The 15,766-nt window shown below is 59.7% G+C and carries 17 protein-coding genes; 8 read left to right on the top strand and 9 right to left on the bottom strand.

Going from position 1 to position 15,766, the window contains the following annotated elements; genetic code table 11:
• Positions 1-103 precede the first annotated feature (103 nt).
• Positions 104-280 carry a hypothetical protein gene (locus tag ASG35_RS31870; RefSeq protein ID WP_200945667.1) on the top strand — a complete coding sequence of 59 codons (177 nt, stop codon included), beginning with the start codon at positions 104-106 and terminating at the stop codon, positions 278-280.
• On the opposite strand, the gene ASG35_RS00935 is transcribed toward ASG35_RS31870, so the two are convergent.
• Positions 246-1,322: an NAD-dependent epimerase/dehydratase family protein gene (locus tag ASG35_RS00935; RefSeq protein WP_056352841.1), complete on the bottom strand. Its 1,077-nt coding sequence runs from the start codon at positions 1,320-1,322 to the stop codon at positions 246-248. The two genes, ASG35_RS31870 and ASG35_RS00935, sit on opposite strands and share 35 nt — an antisense overlap.
• Before the next feature lie 59 nt (positions 1,323-1,381).
• Here ASG35_RS00935 and ASG35_RS00930 point away from each other — a divergent pair, with 59 nt between their 5' ends.
• The 3 genes from ASG35_RS00930 (at position 1,382) to ASG35_RS00920 (ending at position 4,313) form a co-directional block, all read left to right on the top strand.
• Positions 1,382-2,413, top strand: a complete 1,032-nt coding sequence (locus tag ASG35_RS00930; RefSeq protein WP_056351695.1) for a CDP-6-deoxy-delta-3,4-glucoseen reductase — start codon at positions 1,382-1,384, stop codon at positions 2,411-2,413.
• A 290-nt stretch (positions 2,414-2,703) separates the two neighbouring features.
• Positions 2,704-3,888 (top strand): acetylornithine transaminase, encoded by a 1,185-nt coding sequence (locus ASG35_RS00925; RefSeq protein ID WP_056351692.1) that lies wholly within the window; start codon positions 2,704-2,706, stop codon positions 3,886-3,888.
• Positions 3,885-4,313: a GNAT family acetyltransferase gene (locus ASG35_RS00920; RefSeq protein ID WP_056351690.1), complete on the top strand. Its 429-nt coding sequence runs from the start codon at positions 3,885-3,887 to the stop codon at positions 4,311-4,313. The genes ASG35_RS00925 and ASG35_RS00920 overlap by 4 nt, the downstream gene beginning before the upstream one ends.
• A gap of 48 nt (positions 4,314-4,361) precedes the next feature.
• On the opposite strand, the gene ASG35_RS00915 is transcribed toward ASG35_RS00920, so the two are convergent.
• From ASG35_RS00915 to ASG35_RS00885, 7 genes are all read right to left on the bottom strand, one after another.
• On the bottom strand, positions 4,362-5,066 hold the full coding sequence (locus tag ASG35_RS00915) for an ABC transporter ATP-binding protein (RefSeq protein WP_442854800.1): 705 nt from the start codon (positions 5,064-5,066) through the stop codon (positions 4,362-4,364).
• A gap of 44 nt (positions 5,067-5,110) precedes the next feature.
• Positions 5,111-5,887, bottom strand: a complete 777-nt coding sequence (locus tag ASG35_RS00910) for an ABC transporter ATP-binding protein (protein ID WP_056351686.1) — start codon at positions 5,885-5,887, stop codon at positions 5,111-5,113.
• A 22-nt stretch (positions 5,888-5,909) separates the two neighbouring features.
• Positions 5,910-7,079 carry an ABC transporter permease subunit gene (locus ASG35_RS00905; RefSeq protein ID WP_056351684.1) on the bottom strand — a complete coding sequence of 390 codons (1,170 nt, stop codon included), beginning with the start codon at positions 7,077-7,079 and terminating at the stop codon, positions 5,910-5,912.
• Positions 7,080-7,095: 16 nt separating this feature from the next.
• Entirely contained in the window at positions 7,096-8,046 is a 951-nt protein-coding gene (locus ASG35_RS00900; protein WP_056351681.1) for a branched-chain amino acid ABC transporter permease, read from the bottom strand.
• Between the two features lie 184 nt (positions 8,047-8,230).
• A complete protein-coding gene (locus ASG35_RS00895) occupies positions 8,231-9,517 on the bottom strand; it encodes a branched-chain amino acid ABC transporter substrate-binding protein (RefSeq protein WP_056351677.1) in 1,287 nt (428 codons plus the stop codon).
• Between the two features lie 446 nt (positions 9,518-9,963).
• Complete coding sequence (gene ispH / locus ASG35_RS00890) at positions 9,964-10,926, bottom strand: 4-hydroxy-3-methylbut-2-enyl diphosphate reductase (protein ID WP_056351674.1); 963 nt, start codon at positions 10,924-10,926, stop codon at positions 9,964-9,966.
• Between the two features lie 2 nt (positions 10,927-10,928).
• Entirely contained in the window at positions 10,929-11,384 is a 456-nt protein-coding gene (locus ASG35_RS00885; RefSeq protein ID WP_056351670.1) for an FKBP-type peptidyl-prolyl cis-trans isomerase, read from the bottom strand.
• A 291-nt stretch (positions 11,385-11,675) separates the two neighbouring features.
• Here ASG35_RS00885 and radC point away from each other — a divergent pair, with 291 nt between their 5' ends.
• The 4 genes from radC to nadB all read left to right on the top strand — a co-directional run bounded on the left by radC (position 11,676) and on the right by nadB (position 14,958).
• Entirely contained in the window at positions 11,676-12,449 is a 774-nt protein-coding gene (gene radC / locus ASG35_RS00880) for a RadC family protein (RefSeq protein ID WP_056351669.1), read from the top strand.
• A 274-nt stretch (positions 12,450-12,723) separates the two neighbouring features.
• Positions 12,724-12,957, top strand: coding sequence for a 50S ribosomal protein L28 (gene rpmB / locus ASG35_RS00875; RefSeq protein WP_031359861.1), 234 nt, complete (start codon positions 12,724-12,726; stop codon positions 12,955-12,957).
• An 11-nt stretch (positions 12,958-12,968) separates the two neighbouring features.
• Positions 12,969-13,136: a 50S ribosomal protein L33 gene (gene rpmG, locus ASG35_RS00870; protein WP_006478046.1), complete on the top strand. Its 168-nt coding sequence runs from the start codon at positions 12,969-12,971 to the stop codon at positions 13,134-13,136.
• A 223-nt stretch (positions 13,137-13,359) separates the two neighbouring features.
• Complete coding sequence (gene nadB / locus ASG35_RS00865) at positions 13,360-14,958, top strand: L-aspartate oxidase (RefSeq protein WP_056351666.1); 1,599 nt, start codon at positions 13,360-13,362, stop codon at positions 14,956-14,958.
• Here the strand turns inward: nadB and hutG are convergent.
• Positions 14,955-15,755, bottom strand: a complete 801-nt coding sequence (hutG, locus tag ASG35_RS00860; protein ID WP_056351663.1) for an N-formylglutamate deformylase — start codon at positions 15,753-15,755, stop codon at positions 14,955-14,957. The genes nadB and hutG overlap by 4 nt on opposite strands.
• Between the last annotated feature and the right edge of the window lie 11 nt (positions 15,756-15,766).

Genomic DNA, 15,766 nt, shown 5'->3' with positions numbered 1-15,766 from the left:
CTGTTGCAAAAACGCAATCGCCGTATCTGCACTGCAGCATGCCTTTCTTACGACGTAAATCTATACTGCTTTCACGACTATTAGAAAAAGCAGGAGGGCCATCATGGCCGCCCACATGACCATTGCAATGATCGCTTTCGTGGCAATCAGCGTCGTGTTTATTGTCGGTTTGATGGTGACGATGCACCTTCGCCACCGTTATCAGCCGAACCTGATCGGGGCGCTTATCGGCGCGTTGCTGTGTTTCATTCTGCTGGAGACGTTGCCAATCCTGATGTGACTGGAATGCTCTTCAGGAAATCGTCGATGCTCGGATACCGCAGCACGTAACGCAGTTCGTCACGCAGCCGGACGTTGCGCAGACGCCGCGATTCGCGCATGAACGAAAGCATCATCGGTTCGAGTTGTGCTTCGGCTTCCTCACGCGAAACGCGGGGAGCGCGCGGCAGGCCGTAAGCATCGGCAATGCGATCGAAATAATCGCCCATGCGCAATTCGCTGTCGTCCGATGCATGCACCACGCGCTGCGGGCGCGCGCGCTGTATTGCCAGAACCATGATGGCCGCGAGATCGTCGGCGTGAATGTGATTGGTGAAGACATCGTCGGCGGGCGCGAGCGCAGGCGTGCCCTTTTGCAGCCTTGCAAGCGGCAAGCGGTTGCCCGCGTAAATGCCGGGAATCCGCACAATCGATGCGCTCATCACGCCGCGTCGAGTTGCTCGACGCAATTGCGTTTCCGCCGATACCCGCCGTTTCGCCCGCCCGTTATCCGGCCGCACGGGACGGGTTTCATCGATCCACGCGCCGCCGCAATCGCCATAAACACCGGACGTGCTCGCGTAAACCACGCGTACGGGCCGGCTGCGAGCGGCGGCGGACGAAACCCGGTCGGGTACAATAGACAGTCTTTTTGATGCTCCGGCACCGCGCCTGAAAGTTGCCCGAAACCATCCGCGCCGCGCCCGTTGCCGCGCTACGGCTGCGGTCGCAGCACGCGCCACGGAGCGTCGCGGCGCGCTTAATGCTGCGATCAGTGCACGCGTGCGCACGTCGTCATCGCCGGTTTTTTGAGGCGGCGCAAGATGCAGGACCGTATGTGCGAGCCCGGCAAGACGACGCAGGTTGCGTCGATCGTCGAGGTCGCCAATAAGCGGCGTCGTGCCGGCCGCTCGCAGTTCGGCGGCGCGCGCGGGCTGGCTGGACAACGCGATCACGCGGGGCGCGGCGGCACGTTGCGCAAGTAGCGGCACGGAGCGCAGGCCGACATCACCGCAACCGGCAATCAGCACGCGCGCGCGGCGAAGTTTTCGAGTGGCGATCATGCTGTCGATTGTAGCCGCGAGCGCTTTGGCTTTTGTTTCATCCAACACATCCAGGATCTATGGCTTTCAACGTTACGCTCCGGCAAAGCGGCCGGCAGTTTCAGGTAGAACCCGACGAAGCGGTGCTGCTCGCAGCGCTGCGCCAGGGCATCGGACTTCCTTACGGCTGCAAGAACGGAGCCTGCGGGTCGTGCAAGGGCACGATCATTTCTGGCGAAGTCGAGCAGGCGCCGCATTCGTCGTCGGCATTGTCGAACGATGAAAAAACCCGCGGCATGGCGCTGCTTTGCTGCGCGACGCCCAAAGCGGATCTCGTGGTCGATGTGCGCGAAGTCGCGGGTGTTGGCGACGTTCAGGTCAAGAAGCTGCCTTGCCGCGTGAACGCGCTGGAGCGCAAGGGCACGGACGTGGTGGAACTGAAGCTGCAATTGCCCGCCAACGAACGGCTGCAATATCTGGCCGGGCAGTACATCGAATTCATCTTGAAGGACGGCAAGCGCCGCAGTTATTCGATGGCGAGCCCGCCGCATCACGAAGGCCCCATCGAGCTGCATATTCGTCACATGCCCGGCGGCACGTTCACGGATCACGTGTTCAGCAACATGAAAGAGCGCGATATCTTGCGTTTCGAAGGTCCGCTCGGCACGTTCTTCCTGCGGGAAGATTCCGAGAAGCCGATCATCTTGCTTGCCTCCGGTACGGGCTTTGCGCCGATCAAGGCGATCATCGAACATGCGGTGTTCAAGAATCTGAACCGGCCAATGACGCTTTATTGGGGCGGCCGCCGCAAGCAGGATCTGTACATGACGGAACTCGCCGAAACCTGGGCCAAAGAAGTGCCGAACTTCTCGTTCGTGCCGGTTTTGTCCGAACCCGACGCATCCGATGGCTGGACCGGCCGAACGGGTTTTGTTCATCGTGCTGTCATTGAAGATCTGCCAGACTTGAGCGCATATCAGGTGTACGCGTGCGGCGCGCCTGTGATGGTGGAATCGGCGCAACGCGACTTTACGAATCATCACCGCTTGCCGGAGGACGAATTCTTCGCCGACTCGTTCACCAGCGCGGCCGATCTCGCGAATCCGGTTTGATCGTTCCAGTTCTGGACGTGACGGTGGAATAAAAATCGGCCGTCACGGTTTACACGCAGGAACTTCCTATCGTATTCTTCGCAAATGCTCAGCCTCCAGACCAATCTTCGACGTCGCCGCTCGCTGCTCCCTTAGGGATGCCGCTGGCTCGTCACGGATTGGCGCTTGATTTCAAGCCTGCGCACATTTCGCCAACATGAAGCCACGGACATCCGTGGCTTTTTGCATTTCTGGTGCCGTCTCAAACTTCGCCGCTTTTTTCCTTTGCTGTCTTTGTGGAGTCCGCCGTCATGAATTTCCAAGAGTATCCCGTCGAATCGTTGATGTTCATCACGAACCGTCCCGAGATCGTGTTCACGCACGGCAAGGGTTCCTGGCTCTACGACAACAACGAGAAGCGATACCTGGATTTCATCCAGGGCTGGGCCGTGAACAGTCTCGGCCATTGCAACGACGGCATGATCGAAGCCATGGACAAACAGGCGCGCACGCTGATCAACCCGTCGCCGGCTTTCTACAACGCACCCATGGCCCAGCTCGCCGGCCTGCTGACCGCCAATAGCTGCTTCGACAAAGTCTTTTTCGCCAACAGCGGCGCCGAAGCCAACGAAGGCGCGATCAAGCTTGCGCGCAAGTGGGGCAAGAAGTTCAAGGGCGGCGCGTACGAGATCATCACCTTTGATCACAGCTTCCACGGGCGCACGCTCGCGACCATGTCGGCATCGGGCAAACCGGGTTGGGACACCATTTACGCGCCGCAAGTGCCGGGCTTTCCGAAGGCTGACCTGAACGACATTGCATCGGTTGAAAAACTCATCACCGATAAAACCGTCGGCGTCATGCTCGAACCCATTCAGGGCGAAGGCGGCGTGATCCCGGCCACGCGCGAATTCATGCAAGCGTTGCGCGAGCTGACGAAAAAGCACAACTTGCTGATGATCGTGGATGAAGTGCAAAGCGGTTGCGGCCGCGCCGGCACCTTGTTCGCGTACGAGTTGTCGGGCGTTGATCCGGACATCATGACGCTCGGCAAGGGTATTGGCGGCGGCGTGCCGCTCGCGGCGTTGCTGTCGACCAAGGAAGTCGCGTGTTTCGAACCCGGCGATCAAGGCGGCACGTATAACGGCAATCCGCTGACCACCGCCGTGGGTTTTTCGGTGATCTCGCAAATCACAGCGCCCGGATTCCTGGAAGGCGTGCGTGAACGCGCCGAGTATCTGAAGGCGCACTTGCTGCAGCTTTCGGAAGAACGCGGTTTCAACGGCGAGCGCGGCGAAGGTCTGCTGCGCGCGCTGCTCCTGAACAACGACAACGGTCCGAAGATCGTCGAAATGGCGCGCGACATGGGTCCTGACGGGTTGCTGCTCAACGCCGCGCGCCCGAACCTGTTGCGCTTCATGCCGGCGCTGAACGTGACCAAGGACGAGATCGACCAGATGATGTCGATGCTGCGTTCCATCCTCGACAAATTGTGATCATCCGCGTATTCGATGAGCGCGACACGGACGCCGTGCTCGCGCTCTGGTCAACTGTCTTCCCCGAATATGCGGTGCCGGGAAAACCGCAGCGTGATCCGCGTTTATCGATACGAAACAAGCTCGCCATGCAGCCGGAATTGTTCTTTGTCGGCGTGATTGGCGAGCGTGTGATCGGGACGGTGATGACAGGTTACGACGGGCATCGCGGATGGCTTTATTCGTTGGCCGTCGCCGAGGATCAGCGCGGCAATGGCTACGGGCGCGCGCTGGTCGAGCATGCGGAACGCGCGCTTGCTGTGATCGGATGTCCGAAGCTCAATCTGCAGATCATGGCGAACAAGCCGGAGACGCGTGCGTTCTACGCGAAGCTCGGTTATCAAATGGACGAAGTCGTCAGTCTCGGCAAACGGCTTCAGGCGTAAAAAAACCGCATGCTTGTTGAAGGCATGCGGTTTTTTACTCAACCGATATTATTCGCCCAGATATGCCGCGCGAACCTTCGGATCATCGAGCATGGTCTTCGCGTCGCCCGACATGGTGACGAGACCCGAATCCATCACGTAACCACGATTCGCCGCCTGCAACGCGAGACGCGCGTTCTGCTCGACCAGCAACACGGTCAAGCCTTCAGCGGAAATTTCACGCACCACTTCGAAGATCTTCTCGACCATGATCGGCGAAAGACCCATCGACGGTTCATCGAGCAAGAGCAGCTTCGGACGCGACAACAACGCGCGCGCCATTGCCAGCATTTGCTGCTCGCCGCCCGACAACGTGCCCGCGTATTGCGCCGCGCGCTCCTTCAAACGCGGGAAGAAACCGAACATGCGATCGGTGTCCTTCTGGATCTCGTCATTGTCGCTACGCAGATACGCGCCCATCTGCATGTTTTCCAGAATCGACATACGCGCGAAAATGCCGCGGCCTTCCGGCACCATCGCGAGACCGCGCTTGAGCAATTCATGCGAGGGCACGCCTTTGATCGACTTGCCCATGTATTCGATGTCACCCGCCGAATACGGCTTCAGGCCGGTGATGGCTTTCATCGTGGTCGTCTTGCCCGCGCCGTTCGCGCCGATCAGCGTCACGAGCTCGCCCTGCCCGACTTCCAGATCCACGCCCTTCACCGCGTGAATGCCGCCGTAACTCACCTGCAGGCCCTTGATCTTGAGCATCGCCGTGCCCGCGGCCATTCCGTTCGTACCATTCATTGTTGCCATCAGTGAACCCCTGCCCCGAGATAAGCCTCGATCACCTTCGGATCTTTCTGCACGTCCTGCGGCAGACCCTCGGCGATCACCTTGCCGTAATCGAGCACCGTCATCCGGTTGCACAATCCCATCACCAGCTTCACATCGTGTTCGATCAAGAGGATCGTGCGGCCGTCGCTGCGGATCTTGTCGAGCAGGCGCGTGAGTTCGACCTTTTCCGTGGCGTTCATGCCGGCGGCGGGTTCATCGAGTGCGAGCAGTTTTGGATCGGTCGCCAAAGCGCGCGCGATTTCCAGACGGCGCTGATGCCCGTACGACAAATTGCGCGACGTGTAATCCGCGTATTGCAGCACGCCCACGTACTCGAGCAATTCGAGCGCGCGCTCCTTGATTTCCTTCTCTTCGCGACGCTCGGACGGCGTCTGCAACACCGCGCCGATCAAGCCGTGTTTCGTGCGCACGTGCCGCCCGACCATCACGTTTTCGAGCGCGGTCATGCCGCCGAACAAGCGAATGTTCTGGAACGTGCGCGCAATGCCGGCCTTCGCCACCTGATGCACGGCGGTCGGCGTGTACGGCGTGCCGTCGAGCACGAACGAGCCCGAATCCGGCGTGTACAAGCCCGTGATCACGTTGAAGAACGTCGTCTTGCCGGCGCCGTTCGGGCCGATCAAGCCATAGATCTGGCCTTCCCGGATTTCGAGGCCGACTTCGGACAGCGCCTGCAAACCGCCAAAGCGCTTATTCACGCCTTTGACCGACAGTCGAATGGGTTTATCGCTCATTGTGTTTTCTCCGCTTGTGGCGTCAGGCGCGGACCGGCTTCTTGCCGGCGCGCTTTGCGATCTTCGCGATCTTGTCTTCGTGTTTCGGCGACGGCCACAGGCCTTCCGAGCGATACAGCATGATCAGCACCATCGCGAGGCCGTACAGCAACTGGCGGATGACTTCGGTGTCGACGATCTGATGACCGAAGATGGCGTTCTGCAGCGGACCCATGGTCGAGCGCAGGAATTCGGGGAACACGGCGAGCAGCACCGCGCCCAGAATCACGCCCGGAATGTGGCCCATGCCGCCGAGCACCACGCAAGCGAGCACCACGATGGATTCCCAGAACGTGAACGATTCCGGCGATACGAAGCCCTGGAACGTGCCGAACATCGCGCCCGACAAACCGCCGAACGATGCACCCATCGCAAATGCCAGCAATTTCACGTTACGCGTGTTGATGCCCATCGCTTTCGCGGCGATTTCGTCTTCGCGGATCGCGGCCCAGGCGCGGCCGATGCGCGAATGCTGCAAGCGCACGCACACGAAGATCACGAAGAGCGAACACAGCACGAAGAGGTAGTAATAGTTGTAGACAGATGGGAAATTGAATCCGAACAACGAATGCGTCTTCGATAAATCAAACCCGAACAGCGACACCGGATCGACGCCCGTAATCCCTTTCGGTCCGTTCGTGATGTTGACCGGACGATCCAGGTTGTTCATGAAAATCCGGACGATTTCCCCGAAGCCCAAGGTCACGATAGCGAGGTAATCGCCGCGCAGACGCAGCGTAGGCGCACCGAGCAGCACGCCGAACGTGGCGGCCAGCGCCATGGCAACCGGCACGATCACCCAGATCGGCGCATGCAGGCCGGCGGGAAACATGTGCGCGATCCACTCGAATTGCGACGTCAGCTGCGGCGACGAAAGCAACGCAGCCACATAAGCGCCAACTGCATAGAACGCGATATAGCCCAAGTCCAGCAGCCCGGCAAAACCCACCACCACGTTCAGGCCCAGCGCGAGCATCACGTAGAGCATCGCGAAGTCCAGCACGCGAACCCAGTAGTTGCCGCCGGCTGCGCCGATGATCATCGGCGCCAGGACCACGAGCGCGGCGACCAGCACGGTCACCACGTAGTTCTTCGCCGTTTTGCGTTCAGGGATGAGCGTGGTCGACGGCTCGATCGGTTGAATTGAAGTCATTCTTGGTCTCCCTGTTTTAAGCGCGATCTGCGACGCGTTCGCCGAGCAAGCCCGACGGACGGAACACCAGCACGATGATCAGCACCACGAACGCGAACACGTCCTGATAGTTACTGCCGAACACGCCGCCCGTCAGATTGCCGATATACCCCGCCCCCAGTTGCTCGATCAATCCCAGCAGCACGCCGCCGACCATTGCGCCGCCGAGATTGCCGATACCGCCTAGCACCGCCGCGGTAAATGCTTTCAAGCCCGGAATGAAGCCCATGTAGAAGTGCGCGTTGCCGTATTCGGAGGCGATCATCACGCCGGCCAGGGCAGCCAACGCCGAGCCGATCATGAAGGTCGCGGAAATCACAAAGTTCGGGTTCACGCCCATCAGCGACGCGACGCCCGGGTTCTCGGCGATTGCACGCATCGCGCGGCCGAGTTTCGTCTTGTGAACCAGCAGCAACAAGCCGCCCATCACGAGAAACGCGACCACGATGATCACGATTTCCGTCATCGAAATGACGGCGCCCGGACGATCGGCCGTCGCGGTGATCACGTTGATAGGATCGGTCGGCAGCAGTTGCGGGAACGCCAGCGGATTACGGCCCCAGATCATCATGGCGAGCGTCTGAAGAAGAATCGACACGCCGATAGCCGTGATCAGCGGCGCCAGACGCGGCGCGCGGCGCAACGGCCGGTAAGCCACGCGTTCGATGGTGTAGCCGACCACCGCGCAGACGATTGCGGCGATCGCCAGCGCGACGACCAGCATCAACGCGTGGTTCATGCCGGGAAAGTGATTCTGCATCACGCCAATCGCAGAAAGCGCGACCATGGCGCCGACCATCAGCACGTCGCCGTGCGCAAAGTTGATGATGCCGAGAATCCCGTACACCATCGTGTAACCCAACGCGATGATGGCGTAGACGCTGCCTAGCACCAGCCCGTTGATAATCTGCTGGATGAAAATATCCATTGAAGGCTCCTTAGCCCGTGCGACTAGATTTACGCTTTATCGCTGGCCGATAAACCGAAGGGAAGAAAAAAACGCAACGGCACCGCGCGTACTTGAAAAAAAACTTTAAAACGTCCGAAACTGACTACGTATCTAGGGGATTGCCTTAGGTCCGGTGCAAACGCCGCGCGGCGCTGCAGCAGGGTTACGGCGTTATGACGTCAATGACGTTCTTCTTGTTATCCTTGAAATCGATAAGCGTGATCGCGCCGCCGCCTTTCAGGTCGCCTTTGTCATCGAACGATATGTGACCCGTCAGCCCGTTGAAATCGGTAGAACCGATTGCCGTCAGCACCTTGGGCGCCTCCACGGAATTGGCGCGCTTCATTGCATCGACAATGACGTACACCGCGTCGTACGTGAACGGCGCGTAGCTTTGGACCGGCGAGTGGAAACGCGCTTCGTAACGCTTCTCGAAGTCCGCGCCCTTATCGAGTTTCGGCAGGCCCACGCCGAGTTCGGTACAGACCACGTTCGGCAACGCGTTGCCCGCGAGCGTGGCCAGGTCGGCTGAACAGATTCCATCGCCGCCGAGAATCTTCGCCTTCAGCCCGAGCGCCGCCGCCTGCTTCGCGAACGGGCCGCCCGTCACGTCCATGCCGCCGAACATCACTACGTCGGGCTGGACGCGCTTGATCTTGTTCAGGATTGCCTTGAAGTCTTTGGACTTGTCGGTCGTGGCTTCATGACCCGCAATCCGGCCTCCGTTCGCCACCACCGCTTTCGCAAACTCATTCGCGAGGCCGCGGCCGTAGATGCTGGCATCGTCCACGACCACGATGCGCTTGCCGCGCAACGTCTTCACCGCGTAGCTCGCGAGAACCGCGCCCTGGCGAGCGTCCGTCGGTATCACGCGGAACGTCGTTTTCAAACCTTGTTGGGTGAACGCGGGGTTTGTCGTGGCGCCGGAAATCTGCGCCACGTTCGCGTCGCCATAGATCTTCGATGCCGCAATCGATACCGCCGAATTCAGATGCCCGACCACCGCCACCACGTGATCCGCCACCAGTTGCTGGGCTGCTGCGACACCCTTTTTGGGATCGGCGGCATCGTCTTGCGCGTCGAGTTCGAGGTGAATCGCGTGACCGTCGATGGTCAGTCCTTGCGCGCTGATCTCTTCAATAGCCAGCCGCGCGCCATTCTCATTGTCTTGCCCGAGGTGAGCCAGCGGTCCGCTGAGCGGCGCGACATGGCCAATCTTGACGACGGTTGCATTGCTGGCGGGAACGGGCGCTGACGCCGCGCTCGCAGAACTATCCGCAGCCGATGCCGCCGATACCGATGCCGCCGGCGCACTCGCTGCAACGCTTGCCGATGCTTCCGACGCCGCCGATGCCCCCGCAGCCGGCTCGGTTTCATTCTTTTTGCTGCATGCCGTGGCCATAGCGACTGCCGCTGCGATGGTCACGACAAAGCCAAACTTAATTCGCATTCAGTAGGTCTCCGGCGCCTTGAAAAGCTGGTGTTTCCAGCCCATCCGGCTTGGAACGCGCGCATTGTAACTCGGTTTTTGAGACGTGCAATATTGTTGATTGACAGGGGTTTTCCTCCATTGCAACCCCTCTTCGGCGCGCAAAACCGCGCGAAGGCGCAACCGGGTTGCGCTCCGCGGCGGTGCATGAGTTGCACCATGGACTGGCGTTATGGGTAAACACCGATGTGGATCGTCGGTCCGCGATTTAACGATATTCGACGGATGCACCTAAATAGTGCGTTGCTTGAATCAACGCTGAAGATAATTTGCGTCCCGTGCTGCTGTGTTGACGACAAACCTCGCGATTTCTTGATGAAAAAAAAACCGCGCCAACAAGAAGTTGGAGCGGTTTTTCCAAACGAATTCCGGGATCTCGATCCCTTGCCTAAATTATAGAAGCGCGGTTATTTCTCGGAAGGCAAAGTCAATCCACGTGGCAGCGGAAACGACACTTTCTCTTCGATGCCTTCGAGCGGCCGCACGTTCCGAACGCCCAGCTCACGCAGCCGCGCAATCACTGCTTGCGCCAGCACTTCCGGCGCCGACGCACCCGCCGTCACCCCAATGCGCTTTTTCCCTTCAACCCACTCAGGATCGATTTGAGTCGGCGAATCCACCATATAAGCAGGAATGCCGCGTTTTTCCGCCACTTCGCGCAAACGGCTGGAGTTCGAGCTATTCGGGCTGCCAACCACGATCACCACATCGCATTGAGGCGCCAGAAACTTGACCGCGTCCTGACGATTCTGCGTGGCATAGCAAATATCCTGCTTCTTCGGCTCTTTCACCGACGGATATTTCAACTTCAGCGCATTGATGATGGCCGACGCGTCGTCCACCGACAGCGTGGTTTGCGTCACATACGCAATACGGTTCGGGTCCGTGAGCGCCAGCGCTTCCACGTCCTCGATATCCTCGACCAGATGCATGCCCTGCCCGCTCTGCCCCATGGTGCCTTCCACTTCCGGATGGCCCTTGTGACCGATCATGACGATATCGAAGCCGTCCTGACGCATCTTCGCGACTTCCATGTGCACTTTAGTCACGAGCGGACACGTGGCGTCGAAAACACGCAAACCGCGCGTCTCGGCTTCGGCGCGAACCGCCTTCGATACCCCGTGCGCGCTAAAAATCAGCGTACTGCCTTCGGGCGCATCGGCCAGATCTTCGATAAAAACCGCGCCTTTCTTGCGCAGATCCTCAACTACATAGGCGTTGTGCACGATCTCGTGGCGCACGTAGATAGGCGCGCCGAACAATGCGATCGCCCGCTCCACGATTTCGATCGCACGATCGACGCCCGCGCAAAAGCCGCGCGGCTGGGCGAGGAGAATTTCGACATCGAGAAGGGTGTCAGTGGAGCTCATGGCTACAGAATTCCGATGATTTTCACTTCGAACGCCAGCGGCTGGCCGGCAAGCGGATGGTTGAAATCGAACAATGCCGAGGTCTCGCCGACTTCCTTCAGCACGCCGGCGTAGCGGCCGCCGCCAGGCGCATTGAACTCCACGAGGTCGCCGGGAGAAAAGTTCTCGCCGATCATGGCGTTCTCGCGCAGCGTGGCGAGCGATACCCACTGAAGCATTTCCGGGTTGCGCGGACCGAACGCCTGCTCAGGCGTCAGCCGAAAGGTCGAGTGGTGCCCAACCTTCAGACCCATCAGAATGTCTTCAAGCGGCGGAGCAAGATGGCCCTCGCCCAACAAAAGCGTGGCGGGTTTGTCGGAGAACGTGCTGACAATGTCCGCACCACCCTCAAGCGCCAGCCGGTAATGAAGTGTGACGTGCGAACCGGGTTTCACTTCGGAGATATCGATGATGCTCATGTTTGATCGTATTAGCCGTAAACGCCGTAATCACCTGGTCAGCCAGCCTCGCTGTCCAATAAGAAGCCGCGCGTCCAGATGGGACGCAGCAGTGGAAGAAGCCCGGCTGACGCCTGGAAGCCGCGTTACCGAACGCCTGACGCCGAGCTTAAGTGCCCGGCAAGCCATCAGTAAGGCGCCCTGGCAGGCGCGAAACCCCCATTGTAAGCCACAGTGCCTCGGGCTCGCCGACCGCTCTACGCGACCGCTTGTGACTCATTGCAACCATTTTGCCTTTGGCACGAGCACACCATGAATGCCCGTCTTGAAATAGTGCCGACCAGCGCAATTAGCCTGACCAGTCCCCCACTGTCGCCTTTCGCTGAAGAAAAGAACCCGGCCGTTCCACGTATATTGGACTGGCCGGAACACGATCGTCCGCGAGAACGGCTCTTGCAGCAGGGCGCGCACGCATTGTCGGATGCGGAATTGCTGGCGTTGTTCCTGAACACGGGGCGGCCCGGCATGACATCGGTGGACGTTGCGCGTGATCTCCTGACCCGGTTCGAATCGATTCGCGGGGTGCTCGGAGCGACCGCGACCGAATTACGCATGTTCGGCGGAATCGGACCGGCCAAAGCGGCGCTGTTGCTGGCGGTTTCCGAGCTGTGTCAGCGCGCGCTGGCCGAAAAAACCCGCGACCGGCCGCTGCTGGACGCACCTCAGGCAGTGGAAGACTATTTGAAATGGCTGATCGGCAACCGTCCCAATGAGGTGTTTGTCACGCTGTTTCTGGACATCCGGCATTGCCTGATAACCGTAGACGAATCGGCCAAAGGATCGCTTTCGCGAGTCGCCGTGTATCCGCGGGAAATCGCACGCCGGGCGCTGACGCTGAACGCAGCGAGCCTGATCGTCGCGCATAATCACCCGTCCGGCGGCGTCACGCCGAGCGCGAGTGATCGTCGGCTTACGCGCATGCTGCACGAGTCGCTTGCGCTCATCGACATCCGGCTGCTGGACCATCTGGTCGTGGCGTCGAACGAAGTATTTTCTTTTTCACGACAAGGCTGGATGCCAGGTTGATGCTGCTTTAAATATACGAACGAGGCCGAAACGCCGCCCGGACGGCCTTGAAAGCCCTAAATCCCGCTGTACGTGGCGTGGCGCAATACCTCGTCCGATACCAAAAAGAGTTGATTTTGCTAGTTTTTTGCGGGTAGAATCTCGGTTTGCTTCTTTCAACCAACCTGTTCCGAGCGTACGCAGTCATTTCGGGCAAGCCTCTCCGGCAGCCCGTAGCGGTCCAAAGTGTACTTGCCGTTCGAACTCAGAATTAAAGCGTCTTAGGAGTGCTCTCATGGCACGTGTATGCCAAGTAACCGGGAAGGGGCCGATGAGCGGCAACAACGTTTCCCATGCGAACAACCGCACCAAGCGTCGTTTCCTGCCCAATCTGCAAAACCGTCGCTTCTTCGTTGAAAGCGAAAACCGTTGGGTTCGTCTGCGTCTTTCGAACGCCGGCCTTCGCCTGATCGACAAGAACGGCATCGACTCCGTGCTCGCAGATTTGCGCGCACGTGGTGAAGTCTAAGGAGCACGAATATGGCCAAGGGCGCACGCGACAAGATCAAGCTGGAATCGACCGCTGGCACGGGTCACTTCTACACGACCACGAAGAACAAGCGCAACATGCCGGAAAAGATGGCGATCAAGAAGTTCGATCCCGTTGTCCGCAAGCACGTTGAATACAAGGAAACGAAGATCAAATAAGGTCTTGGTTTCGTTTGTATCGCTGCACAAAAAGCCTCGCTTACGCGAGGCTTTTTGCTTTCGCGCAGCGCTTAAGTTTCTTTGGTTCTTCGCCCTACTTGCCAAACGGCAAAGTGACCGGATTGCGTGCTCCACGTTATGCTTGTCGGCCATACTTTTTCACATGCTATAGGCGTGAATCGAAAAGGTCGTGGCGGACAAACAATAACGGAGACGTAGCAGGATGAACTTCGATGTGGCAATCATCGGCAGCGGACTCGCGGGCCTGAGCGTCGCGCTGAATCTTGCGGACACGCGACGCGTCGTGATCCTCGCCAAACGCAGCGTCAGCGATGGCGCGAGCGACTGGGCGCAAGGCGGAATTGCAGCCGTGCTCGATTCCGGCGACAGCACGGACAATCACTTCGATGACACGCTCGTCGCTGGCGCCGGGCTGTGCGACGCGGCGGCGACGCGGTTTATCGTCGAGAACGGGCGCGCCGCTATCGAATGGTTGATCGAACAAGGCGTGCCGTTCACCAAGGACGTTTCCGCCGAGCTCGGCTTTCATCTGACGCGCGAAGGCGGCCATAGCCACAGGCGCGTCATTCACGCCGCCGATGCCACCGGCCACGCCGTCGTCAGCACGCTCAACGAACGCGTGCGGAACCATCCCAATATTACGGTTCTGGAAGATCATCACGCGATCGACCTGATCACGTCCGAGCATCTCGGGCTTCCCGGGCATCGATGTCACGGTTTGTATGCGCTCGATATATCCACCGGACGCACCATCACAATCGAAGCGCCGCATACGGTGCTCGCGACGGGCGGTGCCGGGAAGGTGTATCTGTACACCACGAACCCGGATACCGCGACGGGCGATGGCATTGCAATGGCATGGCGCGCGGGCTGCCGCGTGTCGAACATGGAGTTCATCCAGTTTCATCCGACTTGCCTGTTTCATCCGTACGCCAAGTCGTTCCTGATCTCCGAAGCGGTCCGCGGCGAAGGCGGCATCCTGCGCTTGCCCGATGGCACTCGCTTCATGCCCGCGCACGACGAACGCGCCGAGCTTGCGCCGCGCGATATCGTGGCCCGGGCGATCGACTTCGAGATCAAGAAGCGCGGTATCGACTGCGTGTATCTCGATATCAGCCATCAGCCCGAAGCGTTCCTGCAGGAGCACTTCCCTACCATCCTGGCGCGTTGCCGCGAGTTTGGTATCGATATAACCAAAGAGCCAATTCCCGTCGTGCCGGCCGCGCATTACACGTGCGGCGGCGTGGTCACGGATCTGGCCGGTCGCACGGATCGCGCGGGGCTTTATGCCGTGGGAGAAACGTCGTGTACCGGATTGCACGGCGCGAACCGGCTTGCCAGCAATTCGCTGCTCGAATGTCTCGTGATCGGACGCGCTGCCGCTCAGGCCATGGAGACCGAAGGGTATGTCACGAGCGCGCACGAACCGCTGCCGGCGTGGGACGAAAGCCGCGTGTCCGATCCGGACGAGGAAGTGGTCGTCGCGCACAACTGGGACGAGTTGCGTCGGCTGATGTGGAACTACGTGGGAATTGTGCGCACTGATAAACGCCTGGCTCGCGCGCAGCATCGGATTGCATTGCTGCGCGATGAAATCCACGAGTACTACGCGAACTTCAAGGTGAGCCGGGATCTGCTCGAACTGCGCAATCTGGTCGATGTCGCTTCCATGATCGTGGAAAGCGCATGTTCACGGCGTGAGAGCCGCGGCCTGCATTTCAGCCGCGACTGGCCGGAGACTTTGCCGAAGGCGCTTCCGACCGTACTCACGCCGCCGGTGGTGAGGCGGCGGGAAAGCTAAGACGCTCGTACTGCGTCCAGCGCGTGCTGCACGAGGGTTTGAATCACCGGAGCGACTTGCCCGGCGCGGGTTTCATCGTATTTGTATGGCCGCGTTTCTTCCATATACGTGATCTGCGAGAGTTCCAGCTGGACCGCGTGGATGCCATCCTGCGGCTCGCCGAAATGCCGCGTGATGTAACCGCCCTTGAAGCGCCCGTTCGCAACAGCCGTGTACGCGCCGTTCTCCACAACCAGCGCTTCGAGTTTCTCGGCCAGACCTGGCACCGCGCTTTCGCCGCCCGCCGTGCCGAGATTGAAGTCGAAGAGCTTGCCATCGAAGAAACGCGGCACGTGCGAGCGGATGGAATGCGCTTCCCACAACAACACCTTGCCGTGCGCGGCTTTTAAACGCCCGAGTTCATCGGCGAGCGCGTTGTGATACGGCCGCCAGTATTTTTCACGACGATCGGCGATCTGCGCTTCTGTTGGCGCGCCGCCTTCCGGGTAGAGCGGCTCGCTGTTGAAGGTATCGACGGGACACAGGCCGGTTGTATCGCGTCCGGGATAAAGGTTCGCACCGTCCGGCGGACGGTTCAGGTCGATCACGTAGCGCGAATTGAACGGCGCGAGAATCGACGCACCCATTTCCACCGCGAACGCGTAGAGGCGTTCGAGATGCCAGTCGGTATCGTCGACTTCGCGGGCGATGGGATTCATTGTCGCCGCAATATCAGCCGGAATCTGCGTGCCGGCGTGCGGGATGGAAATCAGCAGCGGCGCCGTGCCGCGCTTCAAGGTGAAAACCTGATCGGTCATGAATGCGTTCC

Source organism: Burkholderia sp. Leaf177, from assembly GCF_001424345.1.
Taxonomy (GTDB): Bacteria; Pseudomonadota; Gammaproteobacteria; order Burkholderiales; family Burkholderiaceae; genus Caballeronia.
The sequence above is the reverse complement of the archived record's forward strand: the minus strand, read 5'-3'. Positions and strand labels throughout refer to the sequence as shown.